This window comes from Streptomyces sp. NPDC029014, from assembly GCF_055564695.1.
The window spans coordinates 1-14,583 of record NZ_JBVHVT010000137.1 but is presented as its reverse complement, the minus strand read 5'-3'; the positions used below and the strand labels follow the sequence as shown (position 1 = coordinate 14,583).

The window sequence follows — 14,583 nt, the reverse complement described above, 5'->3', positions numbered from 1 at the left end:
GGGGGGCGAGGGCGGTGGGTGGGGGGGAGGGATCCCCCCCTCCCCCCCCCCCCCCCCTTCCCCCCCCCCCCCCCCCCCCCCCCCCCCCCCCCCCCCCCACGGCCGCCACCTCGCCCGCGCGCACCCCCAGCCGCTCCAGTGCGCGCAGCGCGCACGCCGCCTCCGCGTCGGCGTTCAGCAGGGTGTCGCCGGTCAGGGCCGGTTCCCGGGCGGCGGCCTCCAGCGTCTCCACGGACAGCGCGAGCGCCGTGTTCCAGCCGACGAGGGTCCCCACGCCGCCGTCCGCCCCGGTGCCCCACAGCAGCCGGGGCTGCAGCGCCCCGTTGGCGCGCAGCACCCGCCACCAGTCCCCGGACAGGCGTTCCTCGCGCAGCCGGTACATCCGCCGGGCCACCGCCAGGCCCGCGGCGCCGCGCACCTGGTCGTCCGGGGGCACTCCCAGCCGGTCCAGGCGGGCCCCGACCTCCCGGTCGAACAGGCCCACCGGGAACGAGGCCACCATCGGGGCGTCGCCCAGCGGCCGGCCCGACGCGAGGGACCGCTCCAGCCCCGCCACGTACGCGTCGAGCACCTCGGCGTACCGCTCGCCCGAGAAGACCAGCGCGGCGTGCACCCCGACCCCGTCGGCGAGGCAGTCGGCCAGCGCCTCGACCCCCGCCGGGGTCATCGGCATGCGGATCAGGGCGTTGGGCCGCCCCACCGCACCGTGCAGGGCCCGGGCCGCAGCGGCCAGTGCCCGCGCGTCGTGGGCCCAGCGGGGCGGCACCGGCACGGAGACGTGGCCCACCGTGCCCCGGCTCACCTCGAAGACGGGCATGAGCAGGTCGCAGGCGCGCCGCGCCTGGTCCGGCGTACTGCCCGCCGGTACGAGGGCGTTGTGGAAGTGGCCTCCCAGCACCGGATACCGGGCCCCGGTGTCGAACTCGGCGGGGTCCCGCGCGCTCAGCCACGGGGACACGCCCTCCGACACCAGCTGCTTCAGCAGCGCTCCAGCTCCTTGACTCACCACGCTTCGCACCTTAGAACGTCCCGACATATCCCGGAAACAATGCGGTGATGGTGTGTCAAGTGCCCGCTGCCGACCGGCCCGCCGGGGCCGGGGAGCGTAAATGGTTTCCGGCCGGCCGCCGCAATATCGGCGACTGATGCGTCAGGTTTATTTCGGAATCATCTATTCGACCTGACCGAATCCTGTGCCACCTGACGAAGTGAGAAATGTCTGGTGGTTCACGTGATTCCCCGTTTCACAGACTTCTTGCTGCATCCGATGTCACGGCAGGTACGTACAGCACTGGGAGGTGCCGCATGCACGGTGTTGCACGCTGGAAAAGATTGCCCGCGGGCCAACAGCCCGTCTGGCCGGACGAAGAAGCCCTGGCGAGCGCCAGGGCCGAACTCGCGGGATCCCCCGCGCTGGTACGCCGTGAGGACGTCGACCACCTGCGGACCCTGCTCGCCGAGGCGGCGCGGGGCGAGCTCCAGATCATCCAGGGCGGCGACTGCGCCGAGGACCCGGCCGAGTGCACCCCCGGCTACGTGGCCCGCAAGGCGGCGCTCCTGGACGTCCTGGCCGGTGTGATGAAGGCCCGCTCGCTCAAGCCCGTCATCCGCGTCGGACGGCTCGCCGGGCAGTTCGGCAAGCCCCGTTCCAGCCCGACCGAGATCGTGGCCGGAGTGGAGCTCCCCGTCTACCGCGGTCACATGGTCAACAGCCCCGAGCCCGACCCCGAGCTGCGCCGTCCCGACCCGCAGCGCCTGGTCACCGGCTACAAGGCGGCCGCCGGAGCGATGACCGCCCTCGGCTGGCACGGTGCGGTCCGCCCCTCCCCGGCCGAGGCCCCGGTGTGGACCAGCCACGAGGCCCTGCTCCTGGACTACGAGGGCCCGATGCTGCGCACCGAGCCCGACGGCTCGGTGCTGCTCACCTCCACCCACTGGCCGTGGATGGGCGAGCGCACCCGCGCCCTCGACGGCGCCCACGTCGAACTGTTCGCGACCATCGCCAACCCCGTGGCCACCAAGGTCGGCCCGACCATGACCCCGCAGGGGCTCCTCGAGCTGTGCGGCCGGCTCGACCCGCAGCGGGAGCCGGGCCGGCTGACCCTCATATCCCGGATGGGCCAGGGCAAGGCCGCCGAGAAGCTGCCCGCGCTGGTCCGCGCGGTCCGCGAGGCCGGCCACCCGGTGCTGTGGATGTGCGACCCGATGCACGGAAACACCGTCACCGTGCCCGGCGGTGTCAAGACCCGTTATGTCGAAACCGTCGTGCGCGAGGTCGAGGAATTCCAGCGGGCCGTCGTGGAAAACGGCGGAGTCGCGGCCGGACTCCACCTGGAGACCACCCCCGACCAGGTGCACGAATGCGTCACCGATGAATACCACGTCGACGAGCTCGGCGAAAAGTACACCTCGTTCTGCGACCCGCGCCTCAATTCCGACCAGGCAATCGAGGTCGCCTCGGCATGGCGCGGCTGAGGCCGACAACCAAGGGGGTTACTCCATCATGGAAGGAAAGATCGCTCTGGTCACCGGAGCCGCCGGCGGCATAGGCGAGGCCATCGTGCGCGCGCTCGCCTCCCGGGGGGTCCGCGTGGCCGCGGTCGACCGGGACGGCGACCGCCTGCGCAAGGTGGCCAAGGCCGTCGAGGAGGACGGCGGCGCCCGCGTGGAGCCGTTCCCCGCGGACGTCACCGCCAGCGCGGACGTCGAGGCCCTCGTCGACGACGTCGAGGCTCTGGTCGGCCCGCTCGACTTCCTCGTCAACGCCGCCGGCGTGCTGCGGCTCGGGGAGGCGCGCATGCTGACCGACCAGGAGTGGAGCACGACGTTCGCGGTCAACACCACGGGCGTCTTCTTCGTCTCCCGGGCCGTCGTCAACCGCATGGTGCCGCGCCGCCGGGGCGCGATCGTCACGATCGCCTCCAACGCCGCGGGCACCGCTCGTACCGAGATGTCCGCGTACGCCGCGTCCAAGGCGGCCGCGACCATGTTCACCAAGTGCCTGGGCCTGGAGGTCGCCAAGTACGGCATCCGCGCGAACCTCGTCGCGCCCGGCTCCACGGACACCCCGATGCTCAGCTCCATGTGGCAGGACGAGGGCAGCGCGCGGGCCTCCATCGAAGGCGTCCCGGACGCCTACCGCGTCGGCATCCCGCTGGGCAGGCTGGCCCGCCCGGAGGACGTCGCCGAGGCGGTCGTCTTCCTCCTCTCCGACAAGGCGTCCCACATCACCATGCACGACCTCACCGTGGACGGCGGTGCGGCGCTCGGTGTCTGAGACCGGTGCAACCAGCCAGCGAACCGTGAACGAGACCGTGAACGAGAGGAAGAAAGGAATGGCAGGCATACCTGCGATCACCCCCTACCCGATGCCGGCGTCGGCCGACCTGCCCGCCTCCGCCGTCGACTGGGACGTCGATCCCGAGCGCGTCGTCCTGCTGGTGCACGACCTGCAGAAGTACTTCCTGGCCGCCTTCCCGCAGGACGAGCAGCCCGTCGTGGACCTGGCCCGCAACGCCGGCGAGCTGCGCACCCGCGCGGCCGAGCTCGGCATTCCGGTCGCCTACACCGCCCAGCCCGGCGGCATGACCCCCGAGGAGCGGGGCCTGCTGAAGGACTTCTGGGGCCCGGGCATGCAGCCCAGCGCCGAGCACCGCCAGGTCATCGACCCCGTGGCGCCCGCCGACGGGGACTGGATGCTCACCAAGTGGCGCTACAGCGCCTTCTTCAAGACCGACCTGCTGGAGCGGATGCGCGCCGCCGGCCGCGACCAGCTGATCATCTGCGGTGTCTACGCCCACGTCGGGGTCCTGATGACCGCCGTCGACGCGTTCACCAACGACATCCAGCCCTTCCTGGTCGCCGACGCCGTCGCCGACTTCAGCTGGGAGGAGCACCGGATGGCGCTGGAGTACGCCGCCGGCCGCTGTGCGCGGCTGACCACCACCAAGGAACTGCTCACGGCCCTCCCGGACCGGGTGGCCGCGTACGCGGGAAGGGAATCCGCATGACCGAGGACCTGCTGGGGCGGATCCTCGCCGACCGGCCTCCGGCCTTCGCCCTGATCCACCGCCCGGAGACCACCGTCCGCCGCAGCCTCGACCTGTTCACGGGCGAGTTCGTCGAGGCGGCCACGCTCGCCGACATCCCCCTCGCCGACGTCGAGGCCGGCGCCGGCGTCCGCCAGGAGGTGCTCGCCCTCGTCCCGTACCGGCAGCTTGCCGAGCGCGGCTTCGCGGCGCCCGACGACGGCACCCCGCTGCTGGCGATGACCATCGCCGAGCAGGCGCAGGTGCCGCTCGGGACGGTCCTGGACCGGATCCCCGACGGGCCCGTGCAGCTCGTGCCGGGCGGCGACTTCGACATCGACGACGACACCTATGCCGAAACGGTTCGCCGCGTCATCGCGGACGAGATCGGCACCGGCGAGGGCGCGAACTTCGTGATGAAGCGCTCCTTCGTCGCCGACATCAGCGACTACTCCGTCGGCGCGGCGCTGCGCTTCTTCCGCCGCCTGCTGGAGCGTGAGACCGGCGCGTACTGGACGTTCGTCGTCCACACCGGCGACCGCACCCTCATCGGGGCCTCCCCCGAGCGGCACGTGAGCGTGTCCGGCGGCCGCGCCGTGATGAACCCCATCAGCGGCACCTACCGCTTCCCGGCCACCGGCCCGGAGCTGCCCGGTGTCATGGACTTCCTCGCCGACCGCAAGGAGGCCGACGAGCTGTACATGGTCGTCGACGAGGAACTGAAGATGATGGCCCGGATCTGCGAGTCCGGCGGCCGCGTCGTGGGCCCGTACCTCAAGGAGATGGCCCGCCTCGCCCACACCGAGTACTTCATCGAGGGCCGCACCTCCCGCGACCCCCGCGAGATCCTCCACGAGACCCTGTTCGCCCCGACCGTGACCGGCTCCCCGCTGGAGAGCGCCGGCAAGGTCATCAAGAAGTACGAGCCCCAGGGCCGCGGCTACTACAGCGGCGTCCTGGCCCTGATCGGCCAGGACGAGCGCAGCGAACGCACCCTGGACTCGGCGATCCTGATCCGCACCGCCGACATCGACGCCGGCGGCCGCATGCGCATCGGCGTCGGCGCCACCCTCGTGCGCCATTCCGACCCGCTGTCCGAGGTGGCCGAGACCCGGGCCAAGGCGTCCGGTCTGCTCGCCATGTTCGAGCAGCCGGGGCCGCAGCGCTTCGGCGACCACCCGGAGGTGCGGGCGGCCCTGAGCCGGCGCAACGCGACCATCGCGGGCTTCTGGCTGGACGACGACTCCGCCCGGGCCCGGCCCGTGCCGCTGCTGGTGGGCCGCAAGGTGCTCGTCGTCGACGCGGAGGACACCTTCACCGCGATGATCGAGCACCAGCTGCGGGCCATGGAGGCCGACGTCACCGTCTGCCGCTTCGACGAGCCGTACAGCTTCGCCCCGTACGACCTCGTCGTGATGGGGCCGGGGCCGGGCGACCCGCGCGAGCTGGGCCACCCGAAGATCGCGCACCTGCACGCGGCGATCGACACCCTGCTCGCGGAGCGGCGGCCCTTCCTCGCGGTGTGCCTGAGCCACCAGGTGCTCAGCACCAAGCTCGGCTTCCCCCTCAAGCGCCGCGACCAGCCCAACCAGGGCGTGCAGCGCGAGATCGAGCTGTTCGGGCGGCTCGAGCGGGTCGGCTTCTACAACACCTTCGCCGCGCAGAGCACCGCGGACGCCGTCGACGTGCCCGGCACCGGCACCGTCGAGGTGTGCCGCGAGGCGGAGACCGGCGAGGTGCACGCCCTGCGCGGGCCCGGTTTCCGCTCGATGCAGTTCCACGCCGAGTCGGTGCTCACCGAGGACGGCATCCGCATCGTCGGCGAGGCACTGTCCGGCCTGCTCAGCGAGTCACTCGTATGAGGGCGACCGTGGCCTGGTGGGACCTGAGGGGGTCCGGGCACAGCATCGAGTCGCTGCGGGCGTACCTGCGCGAGGAGGCGGTGGACCGGTTCGCCGCGGTCGAAGGGCTGCGGCTGAAGTTCTGGATCGCGGACCCGGCGACGCAGCGGTGGGGCGCGGTGATGCTGTGGGAGTCTGCGGAGGCGGCGGCGCAGCCGCTGGCCCCGCGGGCCGCGGAGCTCATCGGGCGCACCCCCGTGCAGTACACGGTGTTCGACGTCGAGGCGACGGTCGAGGGCGTGCACGGCATGCCCGTACTGCCGGGACTCGGCCTGATCCCGGCAGTCTGAGCGGTACGCGTACGGCCCCTCACGCCCCTGCGGGGGAGTGGGGGGCCGTCGTCGTGGCCGAGCGGGTGCTCACCCGGTGCAGGACCTCCGTCATGGCGTCGAGCGTGCCGTGGAAGTCGGTGTCCAGGTCCCGCAGCCAGGGGTTCTGGGCGAGGACCACTGCGGCCGGGCGGTCGGTGAGGGTAATGCTCAGCGTGAGCGTGAGCCGGCCCTCCCCGTCCTCGCCGATCTCATTGCGTATCTCGGCGATGTCGGTGTCGTCCAGGTGCCGGTAGGTAATGCGTCCGGCGCCCTCCTGCGGGGTCACCCGTTGCAGGAACGTCAGGTTGCCGCGCCGGATTTCCCGGAGAAATCCATCGGGGTAGCGTTCGCTGATCCGGCATTCGCTAATGGCCGGAACATAACCCGTGGGGAACTCCGCCTTGTGGAGCAGAGCCTGCCACAGGCTTTCCCTCGTGGGAGCCGGACACCCGCTCTGACCTGCGTGGACAACCGGGCGCGTCCATGAAAGCGTCAGCATTGATCTCCCTTTTCCGCCGGTGGGCCGGCGTGCAGCATCGGCCGGGCGACCTGTCCTGTCAAAGCCGGTCGCGGCATTACGTCACCTGCCCCGATGACCTGACGGAGTGAACCGGACGAACTGCCGGAAGAGAGCATTCTCTTGCAGGGTGAGGGTTGGTCGATCGCGTTCGGCGCGAGCGCCTTCCCGATAAATCCGATGCGGAGAACCAGGAGAACGCTGATGTCTGAACGGTTCGACGGCCAGGTCGTCCTCGTCACCGGAGGAGGCGAAGGCATCGGCCGGGCAGCGGCGGTTGCCTTCGCCCGGCTCGGCGCCGTCGTGGTGGTCGCGGGCCGCCACCAGGAGACGCTGGAGGGAACGGTCAAGCTGATCCGTGACGAGGGCGGGCGGGCCGACAGCATCGTCGCCGACGTCTCCGACACCACGGGCGACGACGCCGTCGGCACCGGCGCCGTGTACGTCGTCGCCGAGACGGTCCGCCGCCACGGCGCCCTGAACGTGGCCTTCAACAACACCACCGAGCTGGGCCCCCACCAGCCCGTCGCCGACATCGACGAGACGGTCTGGGCCCGCACGCTGACCGCGAACCTGACGGGCGTCTGGCTCTCCATGAAGCACGAGATCGCCCACATGGAGAAGGCCGGCGGCGGCGTCATCGTCAACACCGCCAGCAACATCGGCGCGCAGGGCATGCTGCCCGGCCTCGGTGCCTACGCCGCGTCCACGGCCGCGGTCTCCGCCCTGAGCCGGACCGCGGCCCGCGAGTACGTCTCCCGCTCCATCCGCATCAACGCCATCAGCCCCTGCCCGCTCGCCCGGGGCGCCAGCGTCGAGGAGATCGCCGACACCGTCGTCTGGCTGTGCTCCGACGCCGCCGCGTACATCGTCGGGCACGACCTCGTGCTCGACCGCAAGACCAACTAGTGCTGTGACCCGACCGGGGCCGGGCCCGTACACCGGCCGAGCAGAGGAGCCCTGAGGAGAACGGTGAACAGCCCGCGTCCCACCCCCGCCCCCGTCCCGAGCTCCGCCCCCGTCCCGAGCCCCGGCGCGACCCCGGTCACGGTCCCGGTGGTGATCCCGGTCCCGGGCACTGGCCCCGGCACCGCCTCCGTCCCCTGCCGGCCCGCCGTCCTGCACGACCCGGTCGACCCGGTGCACCCGGCGGACCCGGTCGATCCGGCGGATCCGGTCGACCCGGACCGGTCCCGGTGCGGCGGCTACGTCCTGGCCGAGGCCGAGGGCGGGGAGCCCGACGTGCTGCTGATCGCCTGCGGCGGCGAGTCGGCCACCGCCCTCGACGCCCGCGCCATCCTCCAGCGCGACGGCATCGCCGCCCGGGTGGTGGCGATGCCCCGCCTCGACCGCTTCCGGCAGCAGCCCGCCGCCTACCGCGAGCAGGTGCTGCCGGCCCGGGTCCGCGCCCGGGTCTCCGTGACGGCCGGCGCGGCCCTCGGTTGGTACGAGCTCCTCGGCGACGCCGGGATCCCCGTGGGCCTCGACCGGTCCGGGACCGGCACCCCGTACACCGCCCTGCTCCGGCAGCACGGTTTCACCGCCGAGCGGGTGGCCGCCACCGCCCGGGCCAGCCTGGCCCGCGCCGGACACCGACACCGGGAGCACGTGTGACCGCCCTGAACGCCGTACTGACCGCCCGGATCCCGGGTTCCAAGAGCATCACCAACCGGGCGCTGCTGCTGGCCGCCGCCGCCGACGGGGTCTCGCTGCTGCGGGCCCCGCTCGTCAGCGACGACACCCTCGCCTTCCGGGAGGCCCTGACCGGCCTCGGCGTGCGCATCGAGGCCGAGCCGGACGACGCCGCCTGGAAGGTCACCGGCACCGGCCGGCCGCCCGTCCCGCCCGTGGCCGGTCCCGTGTGGTGCGAGGACGCCGGTACCGCGGCCCGCTTCCTGCCCCCGTTCGCGGCGACCGGCCGCGGCAGCTTCACCTTCGACGGCACCGACCAGCTGCGCGCCCGCCCGCTGCGGCCGCTCGCCGACGCGCTGCGCCGGCTCGGCGTCCGCGCCCGGGTCACCGAGCCGGTCGGCGGACTGCCCATGACCGTCGACGCCGACGGCCTGGACGGCGGGGAGCTGACCGTCGACGCCAGCCTGAGCAGCCAGTACCTCACGGGGCTGCTGATGGCCGGGCCGCTGATGCGCCGGCCGCTGACCGTACGCGGCCAGGGGCTGGTGAGCCGCCCGTACATCACGATGACCCAGGACCTGATGCGGCACTTCGGGGCGTACGTCGACGAGTTCGAGGGCGGCGCCATCCAGGTGCTGCCCGGCGGCTACCGGGCCGCCGAGCTCGACGTCGAACCCGACGCCTCCACCGCCTCGTACGTCTTCGCGGCGGCCGCCGTCACCGGCACCACGGTCACCGTGCCGGGCCTGGGCCGCTCCAGCGTCCAGGGCGACCTCGGCTTCGTCGAGGTGCTGCGCCGGGCCGGGGCGGGCGTCGAGGTCGGCGAGCGGGGGACCACGGTCACCGGCCCCGCCGACGGAGTGCTGCGCGGCGGTTTCGACGTGGACATGGGCGACATCTCCGACACCTTCATGACCCTCGCGGCCGTGGCCCCCCTCGCCGACGCCCCCGTCACCGTGCACGGCATCGGCCACGCGCGGCTGAAGGAGTCCGACCGGATCGCCGCGGTCGAGGAGAACCTGCACGCCCTCGGGATCCGCACCGAGTCCGGCCCGGACCGGATCACCATCCACCCCGGCCGGCCCGCGGCCGCCCGGATCGCCTGCCGCCGGGACCACCGGATCGCCATGGCGTTCTCCGTGCTGGGCCTGCGCGTCCCCGGCATCACGCTCGACGACCCGTCCTGCGTCGGCAAGACCTTCCCCGGCTTCCACGCCGAACTGGGCCGGCTCTTCCCGGCCCACCCGGGCACCAACCGTCATTGACAACGAAAGGGATGTGAGACACCCCATGGCCGACATACTCATCGCCGGCGGTGGCATCGGTGGCCTCGCCGCGGCGCTCGGGCTCGCGAAGCGGGGACACCGGATCACCGTGCTGGAACGCCGGGACGTCTTCGCGGAGGTCGGCGCCGGCATCCAGCTCGGCCCGAACGCCTTCCACGCCCTCGACCTGCTCGGGGTCGGGCAGGAGGTCCGCGACCGTGCCGTCTTCATCGACGAGCTGCGGTTCATGGACGGCACCACGGGCGAGAAGGTCGCCGCGATGCCGGTCAAGGAGAACTACCGGGTGCGGTTCGGCAACCCGTACGCCGTCGTCCACCGCGTCGACCTGTACCTGCCCCTGCTGGAGGCCGCCCGCCGGCACCCCGGCATCGAACTCCGGGGCCGCCGGCACGTGGTCGGCTACGAGCAGAAGGCGGGCGAGGTCACGGCGGTCCTCGCCGACGGCGGCCGCATCACCGGCGACGCGCTGATCGGCGCCGACGGCCTCCACTCGGCGATCCGCCAGCAGCTGGTCGGTGACGGTTCCCCACGGGTGTCCGGCCACACCATCTACCGCTCGGTCATCCCCATGGCGGAGGTGCCCGAGGAGCTGCGCTGGAACACCGTCACCCTGTGGGCCGGCCCGAAGTGGCACTTCGTCCACTACCCCATCGCCCGCGGCGAGCACTTCAACCTGGCCGCGACCCGCGACGACGGCGCCACCGAGGCCGTGGCCGGCGTCCCCGCCGACCACGGGCGCGTCCTGGACTCCTTCCCCGACCTGTCGGGTGCCGCGCGCCGACTGCTGGAGCTGGGACGCGACTGGAAGGCGTGGGTGCTGTGCGACCGCGACCCGGTCGACCGCTGGACCGAGGGCCGCGTCGCCCTCCTCGGCGACGCCGCGCACCCGATGCTCCAGTACGCGGCCCAGGGCGCCTGTCAGGCCGTCGAGGACGCGGTGCTGCTGAGCGGGCTGCTCGGCGACTGCCCGGCCGACTACGAGCAGCGGCTGGAGAAGTACGGCGCGGCGCGCCGCGAGCGCACCGCCCGGGTGCAGCTGGTGGCCCGCGAGATGGGGCGGCAGCTGTACCACGCGGCCGGCGACGCCCGCGTCGAGCGCAACGCGATGCTCGCCTCGCTGTCGGACGACGACATGTACGACAAGGTGGCCTGGCTGCACGGCGCGTTCGACTTCGAGATCGGCTCGGCCGGCTGAGCGGCTGAGCGGTCGCGCCGGCCGGCCGCCGGGGCGGTGGGGGAAAACGGTTCGCACCCGCCCCCGGCCGGCTGGCAGTGTGCGGCACATGCCGCCGCTCCACGAGATCCGCGCCCGCTACGACGACCGGACGGTCACCGTCTACCAGGCGTACGGGCCCGCCGTCGCCGAACCGGCGCTGCGCGCGGGCCGGTTCGTGCCGCCGTTCTCCTTCGGCCGGATGACCTGGATCAAGCCGTCGTTCCTGTGGCTGATGCACCGCAGCAACTGGGCCGCCAAGCCCGGGCAGGAGCGGGTGCTGGCCGTGCGAATCACCCGCGAGGGGTGGGAAGAGGCCCTGTCGCGGGCCGTGTTGACGACCGCCGACCCGGCGGAGGTCGACCGGGCCGCGGTGCACGTGCAGTGGGACCCGGAGCGCTCGGTGCGGGGTGCGGCGCTGAACCACTACAGCATCCAGGTCGGGATCGGCCGCGGGCTGATCCGGACGTACGCACAGGAGTGGGTGGTCGACCTGGCCGACCTGACCGGGCCGGCCCGCAGGGCCGCCGCCCTGGTCCGGGCGGGCCACGGCGCCCGGGCGCAGCGCCTGCTGCCGCCCGAGCGCCCGTACCCGCTCCCCGGGGAACTCGCCCGCCGGCTCAGAGCGTGAGGACGATCTTGCCGGTGGCGTGCTTGGACTCGCTCAGCTCGTGGGCCTTGCGGACGTCCTGCAGCGGGAAGGTCTCGGCGATCAGCGGGCGGATCCGCCCGGCCTCGGCGAGGCCGGCCAGCTCTTCCAGGACGGCGTGGTCCGGCGCCACGTTGACCGTGATGCCGCGCAGGCCGAGGGCCTCCGCCTTGGACCTGATCTCGTCGAGGGCGAGCGGGTTGATCACGCCGATGTAGGTTCCGCCGGGGCGCAGGGTGCGCAGCGAGCGGTCCTCGTAGTCGCCGCCGATCAGGTCGAGGACGACGTCCACGTCCTTGACGACCTCGGTGAAGTCCTCGGTGGTGTAGTCGACCAGTTCGTCGGCGCCGAGCTCGCGCAGCACCGCGTGCTTGGCCGCGCTGGCGGTGCCGATGACGTACGCGCCGCGGGCCTTGGCGATCTGCACGGCCAGGTGGCCGACGCCGCCGGCCGCCGCGTGGACCAGCACGCGCTGCCCGGGCCGGACGTCCGCGCCGTCGACGAGGGCCTGCCAGGCCGTCAGGCCGGCCATCGGCAGGGCGGCCGCCTGGACGTGGTCCAGGGACTGCGGCTTGCGCGCGAAGTGGCGGGCGGGGGCGGCCACGTACTCGGAGTATCCGGCGGCCTCGCCCGGGAACGACGGCAGGCCGAACACCTCGTCGCCGACCTTGAAGCGGTTCTCGCCGGGCGAGACGGCCACGACGGTGCCGGAGACGTCCCAGCCGACGCCGAACGGCGGGGTCAGCCACAGGCCGAATTCCCGGATCTTCCAGTCGATCGGATTCACGCCGGCGGCGTGCGTCTTTACCAGGATTTCCGTGGCATCGGGAGTCGGGATCGGGGAATCCGTCAGGTTGAGGACCTCATTGCCGCCGAGGGTTTCCTGACGGACCGTACGCATGGTTTCTGTCATGCATTCCATGATCTGCGCGGGCCGTTCCGAAAGTAAAGCCGGGACCCCGTCGATATCCGGCCATTTGTGGGTGCGTGGAACCTGACAGAGCGGCCGGGAATTTCTTCTGCTCCGTAGGGCGTTCCCCGATGCTGGGCCATATGACTCAGCTGCGTTCACTTGGTTCGGCCGGCCCCGAGGTTTCCGCTCTCGGCCTCGGCCTGATGTCCATGTCCGACTTCTACGGGCCCGCCGACCGGTCCGAGGGCGTCGCCACCGCACACGCCGCCATCGAGGCCGGCATCACCCTCCTCGACACCGGTGACTTCTACGGCAGCGGCCACAACGAGCTGCTGGTGCGCGAGGTGCTGCAGAGCCACGACCGCGACCAGCTCACCCTCAGCGTCAAGTTCGGCGTCCTGCGCGACCCGGCCGGCGGCATCCTCGGTGTCGACAACCGCCCCGAGGCCGTCAAGAACTCCCTGGCCCAGACCCTCCAGCGGCTCGGTGTCGACCACGTCGACGTCTACCGCCCGGCGCGCCTCGACCCGGCCGTGCCGATCGAGGAGACCATCGGCGCCATCAAGGAGATGATCGACGCCGGCTACGTCCGCCACATCGGCCTGTCCGAGATCGGTGCGGAGACCCTGCGCCGCGCCTCCGCGGTGCACCCGATCGCCGACCTGCAGATCGAGTACTCCCTGCTGTCCCGCGCCATCGAGGACGAGATCCTGCCGACGGCGCGCGAGCTCGGCACGGCCGTCACCGCGTACGGCGTCCTCGCCCGCGGCCTGCTCTCGGGCCGCTGGAACCACCAGCGGGCCACCGCCAAGGACGACGGCCGCAGCAGCTTCCCGCGCTTCAGCGGCGAGAACCTCGACCGCAACCTGCAGCTGGTCGCCGCCCTCGGCAAGGTGGCCGAGGCCAAGGGCGTCACCACCTCGCAGCTCGCCATCGCCTGGGCCATGGCCCAGGGCCCGGACATCGTCCCCGTCGTCGGCTCCCGCCGCCGCGACCAGCTCACCGAGGCGCTCGGCGCCCTCCACATCGAGCTGACCGCCGAGGACGTCGCCGAGATCGAGCGGGCCGTCCCCGCCGAAGGGGTCGCCGGCACCCGCTTCGACGCCGAGGGCATGGCCATGCTCGACAGCGAGAAGAAGTCCGGCACGGCCGGGCAGGCGGGCTGAGCATGGTCGACATCGGCAGCCCGGCCCAGTGGCAGGCCGACCGGCTCGACGTCCAGGCCTACCTCGACCGCCTGGGCGTCACCGGGCGCCTGGAGCCGGACGCGGAGACCCTGCGCCGGCTGCACCGGGCCCACGCACTGACCATCCCGTTCGAGAACCTCGACATCCTCCTCGGCCGGGGCATCGACCTCGACGTCGAGGTGATGCAGGACAAGCTGCTGCGCCGACGGCGGGGCGGCTACTGCTACGAGCACAACATGCTCTTCGCGCTCCTGCTGGAGCGGCTCGGCTACGAGGTGACCCGGCTGTACGCCCGGCCCGTCCTGGACGCGCCGAAGCCGCTGCCGCGGACGCACCTCATGCTGCACGTGGCCGTCGGCGACGAGACGTGGCTCGCCGACGTCGGCTTCGGCGACGAGGGCCCGCTGGAGCCGGTCCTGGTCGCCGACGGCACCGTCGTCGACCAGGGCGGCTGGGTGTACAAGCTGGAGCGCGAGGCGGGCACGGACAAGGAGTGGGTGCTCTGGCTGCAGCGGGAGGACAGCTGGTTCCCCCTGTACTGGTACGCCACGGAGGCCCACCACCACATCGACTGCGTGGTGGCGAACTGGTTCATCTCCACCCACTCCAGCTCGCCGTTCACCGGCCGGGTCTTCCTGGAGCGGATCGCCGAGGACTGGCGGCTCAACCTCAACCACCGCAAGCTCACGCTGACCCGGGCCGACGGCACCGTCGAGGTCCGGTACGTGGTGGACGAAGAGGTGCGGGGGCTGCTGGACGAGCGGTTCGAGATCGAGCTCACGGAGGACGAGGCCAAGGTGGTCGTGGCGGCGCTGCCGGCGCCGGCCGAGCCCTCCTGAGGGGAGTCACCCCACCACCGCTGCGGGGGGGGGGGGGGGGGGGGGGGGGGGGGGGGGGGGGGGGGGGGGGGGGGGAGGGGGGGGGGGGTGGGGGGGGGGGGGGGGGA

Annotated in this window: 15 protein-coding genes; 12 read left to right on the top strand and 3 right to left on the bottom strand. The window is 72.7% G+C overall.

Features of this window, described 5'->3' with window-relative positions; genetic code table 11:
- Positions 1-1,006: transaldolase family protein (locus ACZ4VL_RS38740; protein ID WP_468210116.1), on the bottom strand; the 1,006-nt coding region annotated here is incomplete at its 3' end.
- A gap of 299 nt (positions 1,007-1,305) precedes the next feature.
- Between ACZ4VL_RS38740 and ACZ4VL_RS38735 the strand changes: the two genes are divergently transcribed.
- Genes ACZ4VL_RS38735 through ACZ4VL_RS38715 form a run of 5 tightly spaced genes read left to right on the top strand, consistent with a single transcriptional unit; the run spans position 1,306 to position 6,219 of the window.
- Positions 1,306-2,475, top strand: coding sequence for a 3-deoxy-7-phosphoheptulonate synthase (locus ACZ4VL_RS38735; protein WP_468210113.1), 1,170 nt, complete (start codon positions 1,306-1,308; stop codon positions 2,473-2,475).
- A 28-nt stretch (positions 2,476-2,503) separates the two neighbouring features.
- Entirely contained in the window at positions 2,504-3,277 is a 774-nt protein-coding gene (locus ACZ4VL_RS38730; protein ID WP_361092846.1) for a 2,3-dihydro-2,3-dihydroxybenzoate dehydrogenase, read from the top strand.
- Between the two features lie 58 nt (positions 3,278-3,335).
- A complete protein-coding gene (locus ACZ4VL_RS38725) occupies positions 3,336-4,010 on the top strand; it encodes an isochorismatase family protein (protein WP_404237022.1) in 675 nt (224 codons plus the stop codon).
- Positions 4,007-5,890, top strand: coding sequence for an anthranilate synthase family protein (locus tag ACZ4VL_RS38720; RefSeq protein WP_468210109.1), 1,884 nt, complete (start codon positions 4,007-4,009; stop codon positions 5,888-5,890). Before ACZ4VL_RS38725 ends, ACZ4VL_RS38720 begins: the two co-directional genes overlap by 4 nt.
- Complete coding sequence (locus ACZ4VL_RS38715; protein ID WP_468210106.1) at positions 5,887-6,219, top strand: hypothetical protein; 333 nt, start codon at positions 5,887-5,889, stop codon at positions 6,217-6,219. Before ACZ4VL_RS38720 ends, ACZ4VL_RS38715 begins: the two co-directional genes overlap by 4 nt.
- Positions 6,220-6,238: 19 nt before the next feature.
- Here the strand turns inward: ACZ4VL_RS38715 and ACZ4VL_RS38710 are convergent, their stop codons facing one another.
- Positions 6,239-6,739, bottom strand: a complete 501-nt coding sequence (locus ACZ4VL_RS38710; protein ID WP_468210103.1) for an AtaL-like protein — start codon at positions 6,737-6,739, stop codon at positions 6,239-6,241.
- 222 nt (positions 6,740-6,961) lie between these two features.
- Between ACZ4VL_RS38710 and ACZ4VL_RS38705 the strand changes: the two genes are divergently transcribed.
- From ACZ4VL_RS38705 to ACZ4VL_RS38685, 5 genes are all read left to right on the top strand, one after another.
- Positions 6,962-7,666 carry an SDR family NAD(P)-dependent oxidoreductase gene (locus tag ACZ4VL_RS38705; protein WP_468210100.1) on the top strand — a complete coding sequence of 235 codons (705 nt, stop codon included), beginning with the start codon at positions 6,962-6,964 and terminating at the stop codon, positions 7,664-7,666.
- 63 nt (positions 7,667-7,729) lie between these two features.
- Complete coding sequence (locus ACZ4VL_RS38700) at positions 7,730-8,371, top strand: transketolase-like TK C-terminal-containing protein (RefSeq protein WP_468210097.1); 642 nt, start codon at positions 7,730-7,732, stop codon at positions 8,369-8,371.
- Positions 8,368-9,654, top strand: a complete 1,287-nt coding sequence (gene aroA / locus ACZ4VL_RS38695) for a 3-phosphoshikimate 1-carboxyvinyltransferase (RefSeq protein WP_468210094.1) — start codon at positions 8,368-8,370, stop codon at positions 9,652-9,654. Before ACZ4VL_RS38700 ends, aroA begins: the two co-directional genes overlap by 4 nt.
- A gap of 25 nt (positions 9,655-9,679) precedes the next feature.
- Positions 9,680-10,870, top strand: a complete 1,191-nt coding sequence (locus tag ACZ4VL_RS38690) for a 3-hydroxybenzoate 6-monooxygenase (protein ID WP_468210091.1) — start codon at positions 9,680-9,682, stop codon at positions 10,868-10,870.
- 88 nt (positions 10,871-10,958) lie between these two features.
- Positions 10,959-11,519 carry a DUF4291 domain-containing protein gene (locus tag ACZ4VL_RS38685; RefSeq protein ID WP_468210089.1) on the top strand — a complete coding sequence of 187 codons (561 nt, stop codon included), beginning with the start codon at positions 10,959-10,961 and terminating at the stop codon, positions 11,517-11,519.
- Here ACZ4VL_RS38685 and ACZ4VL_RS38680 read toward each other — a convergent pair.
- Entirely contained in the window at positions 11,509-12,450 is a 942-nt protein-coding gene (locus tag ACZ4VL_RS38680; RefSeq protein ID WP_468210087.1) for an NADP-dependent oxidoreductase, read from the bottom strand. The genes ACZ4VL_RS38685 and ACZ4VL_RS38680 overlap by 11 nt on opposite strands.
- A 140-nt stretch (positions 12,451-12,590) precedes the next feature.
- On the opposite strand from ACZ4VL_RS38680, the gene ACZ4VL_RS38675 reads away from it, so the two are divergent.
- Both ACZ4VL_RS38675 and ACZ4VL_RS38670 read left to right on the top strand, forming a co-directional pair.
- Entirely contained in the window at positions 12,591-13,616 is a 1,026-nt protein-coding gene (locus tag ACZ4VL_RS38675) for an aldo/keto reductase (RefSeq protein WP_468210084.1), read from the top strand.
- A gap of 2 nt (positions 13,617-13,618) precedes the next feature.
- The gene (locus tag ACZ4VL_RS38670; protein ID WP_468210081.1) at positions 13,619-14,476 is read left to right on the top strand and encodes an arylamine N-acetyltransferase family protein; all 858 of its coding nucleotides are present in this window, start codon (positions 13,619-13,621) and stop codon (positions 14,474-14,476) included.
- The last annotated feature ends 107 nt before the right edge of the window (positions 14,477-14,583 follow it).

Coding starts and splice junctions, on each gene's coding strand:
- ACZ4VL_RS38735 (WP_468210113.1), top strand. CDS start 1,306: ATGCACGGTGTTGCACGCTGGAAAAGATTGCCCGCGGGCCAACAGCCC.
- ACZ4VL_RS38730 (WP_361092846.1), top strand. CDS start 2,504: ATGGAAGGAAAGATCGCTCTGGTCACCGGAGCCGCCGGCGGCATAGGC.
- ACZ4VL_RS38725 (WP_404237022.1), top strand. CDS start 3,336: ATGGCAGGCATACCTGCGATCACCCCCTACCCGATGCCGGCGTCGGCC.
- ACZ4VL_RS38720 (WP_468210109.1), top strand. CDS start 4,007: ATGACCGAGGACCTGCTGGGGCGGATCCTCGCCGACCGGCCTCCGGCC.
- ACZ4VL_RS38715 (WP_468210106.1), top strand. CDS start 5,887: ATGAGGGCGACCGTGGCCTGGTGGGACCTGAGGGGGTCCGGGCACAGC.
- ACZ4VL_RS38710 (WP_468210103.1), bottom strand. CDS start 6,739: ATGCTGACGCTTTCATGGACGCGCCCGGTTGTCCACGCAGGTCAGAGC.
- ACZ4VL_RS38705 (WP_468210100.1), top strand. CDS start 6,962: ATGTCTGAACGGTTCGACGGCCAGGTCGTCCTCGTCACCGGAGGAGGC.
- ACZ4VL_RS38690 (WP_468210091.1), top strand. CDS start 9,680: ATGGCCGACATACTCATCGCCGGCGGTGGCATCGGTGGCCTCGCCGCG.
- ACZ4VL_RS38685 (WP_468210089.1), top strand. CDS start 10,959: ATGCCGCCGCTCCACGAGATCCGCGCCCGCTACGACGACCGGACGGTC.
- ACZ4VL_RS38680 (WP_468210087.1), bottom strand. CDS start 12,450: ATGACAGAAACCATGCGTACGGTCCGTCAGGAAACCCTCGGCGGCAAT.
- ACZ4VL_RS38675 (WP_468210084.1), top strand. CDS start 12,591: ATGACTCAGCTGCGTTCACTTGGTTCGGCCGGCCCCGAGGTTTCCGCT.
- ACZ4VL_RS38670 (WP_468210081.1), top strand. CDS start 13,619: ATGGTCGACATCGGCAGCCCGGCCCAGTGGCAGGCCGACCGGCTCGAC.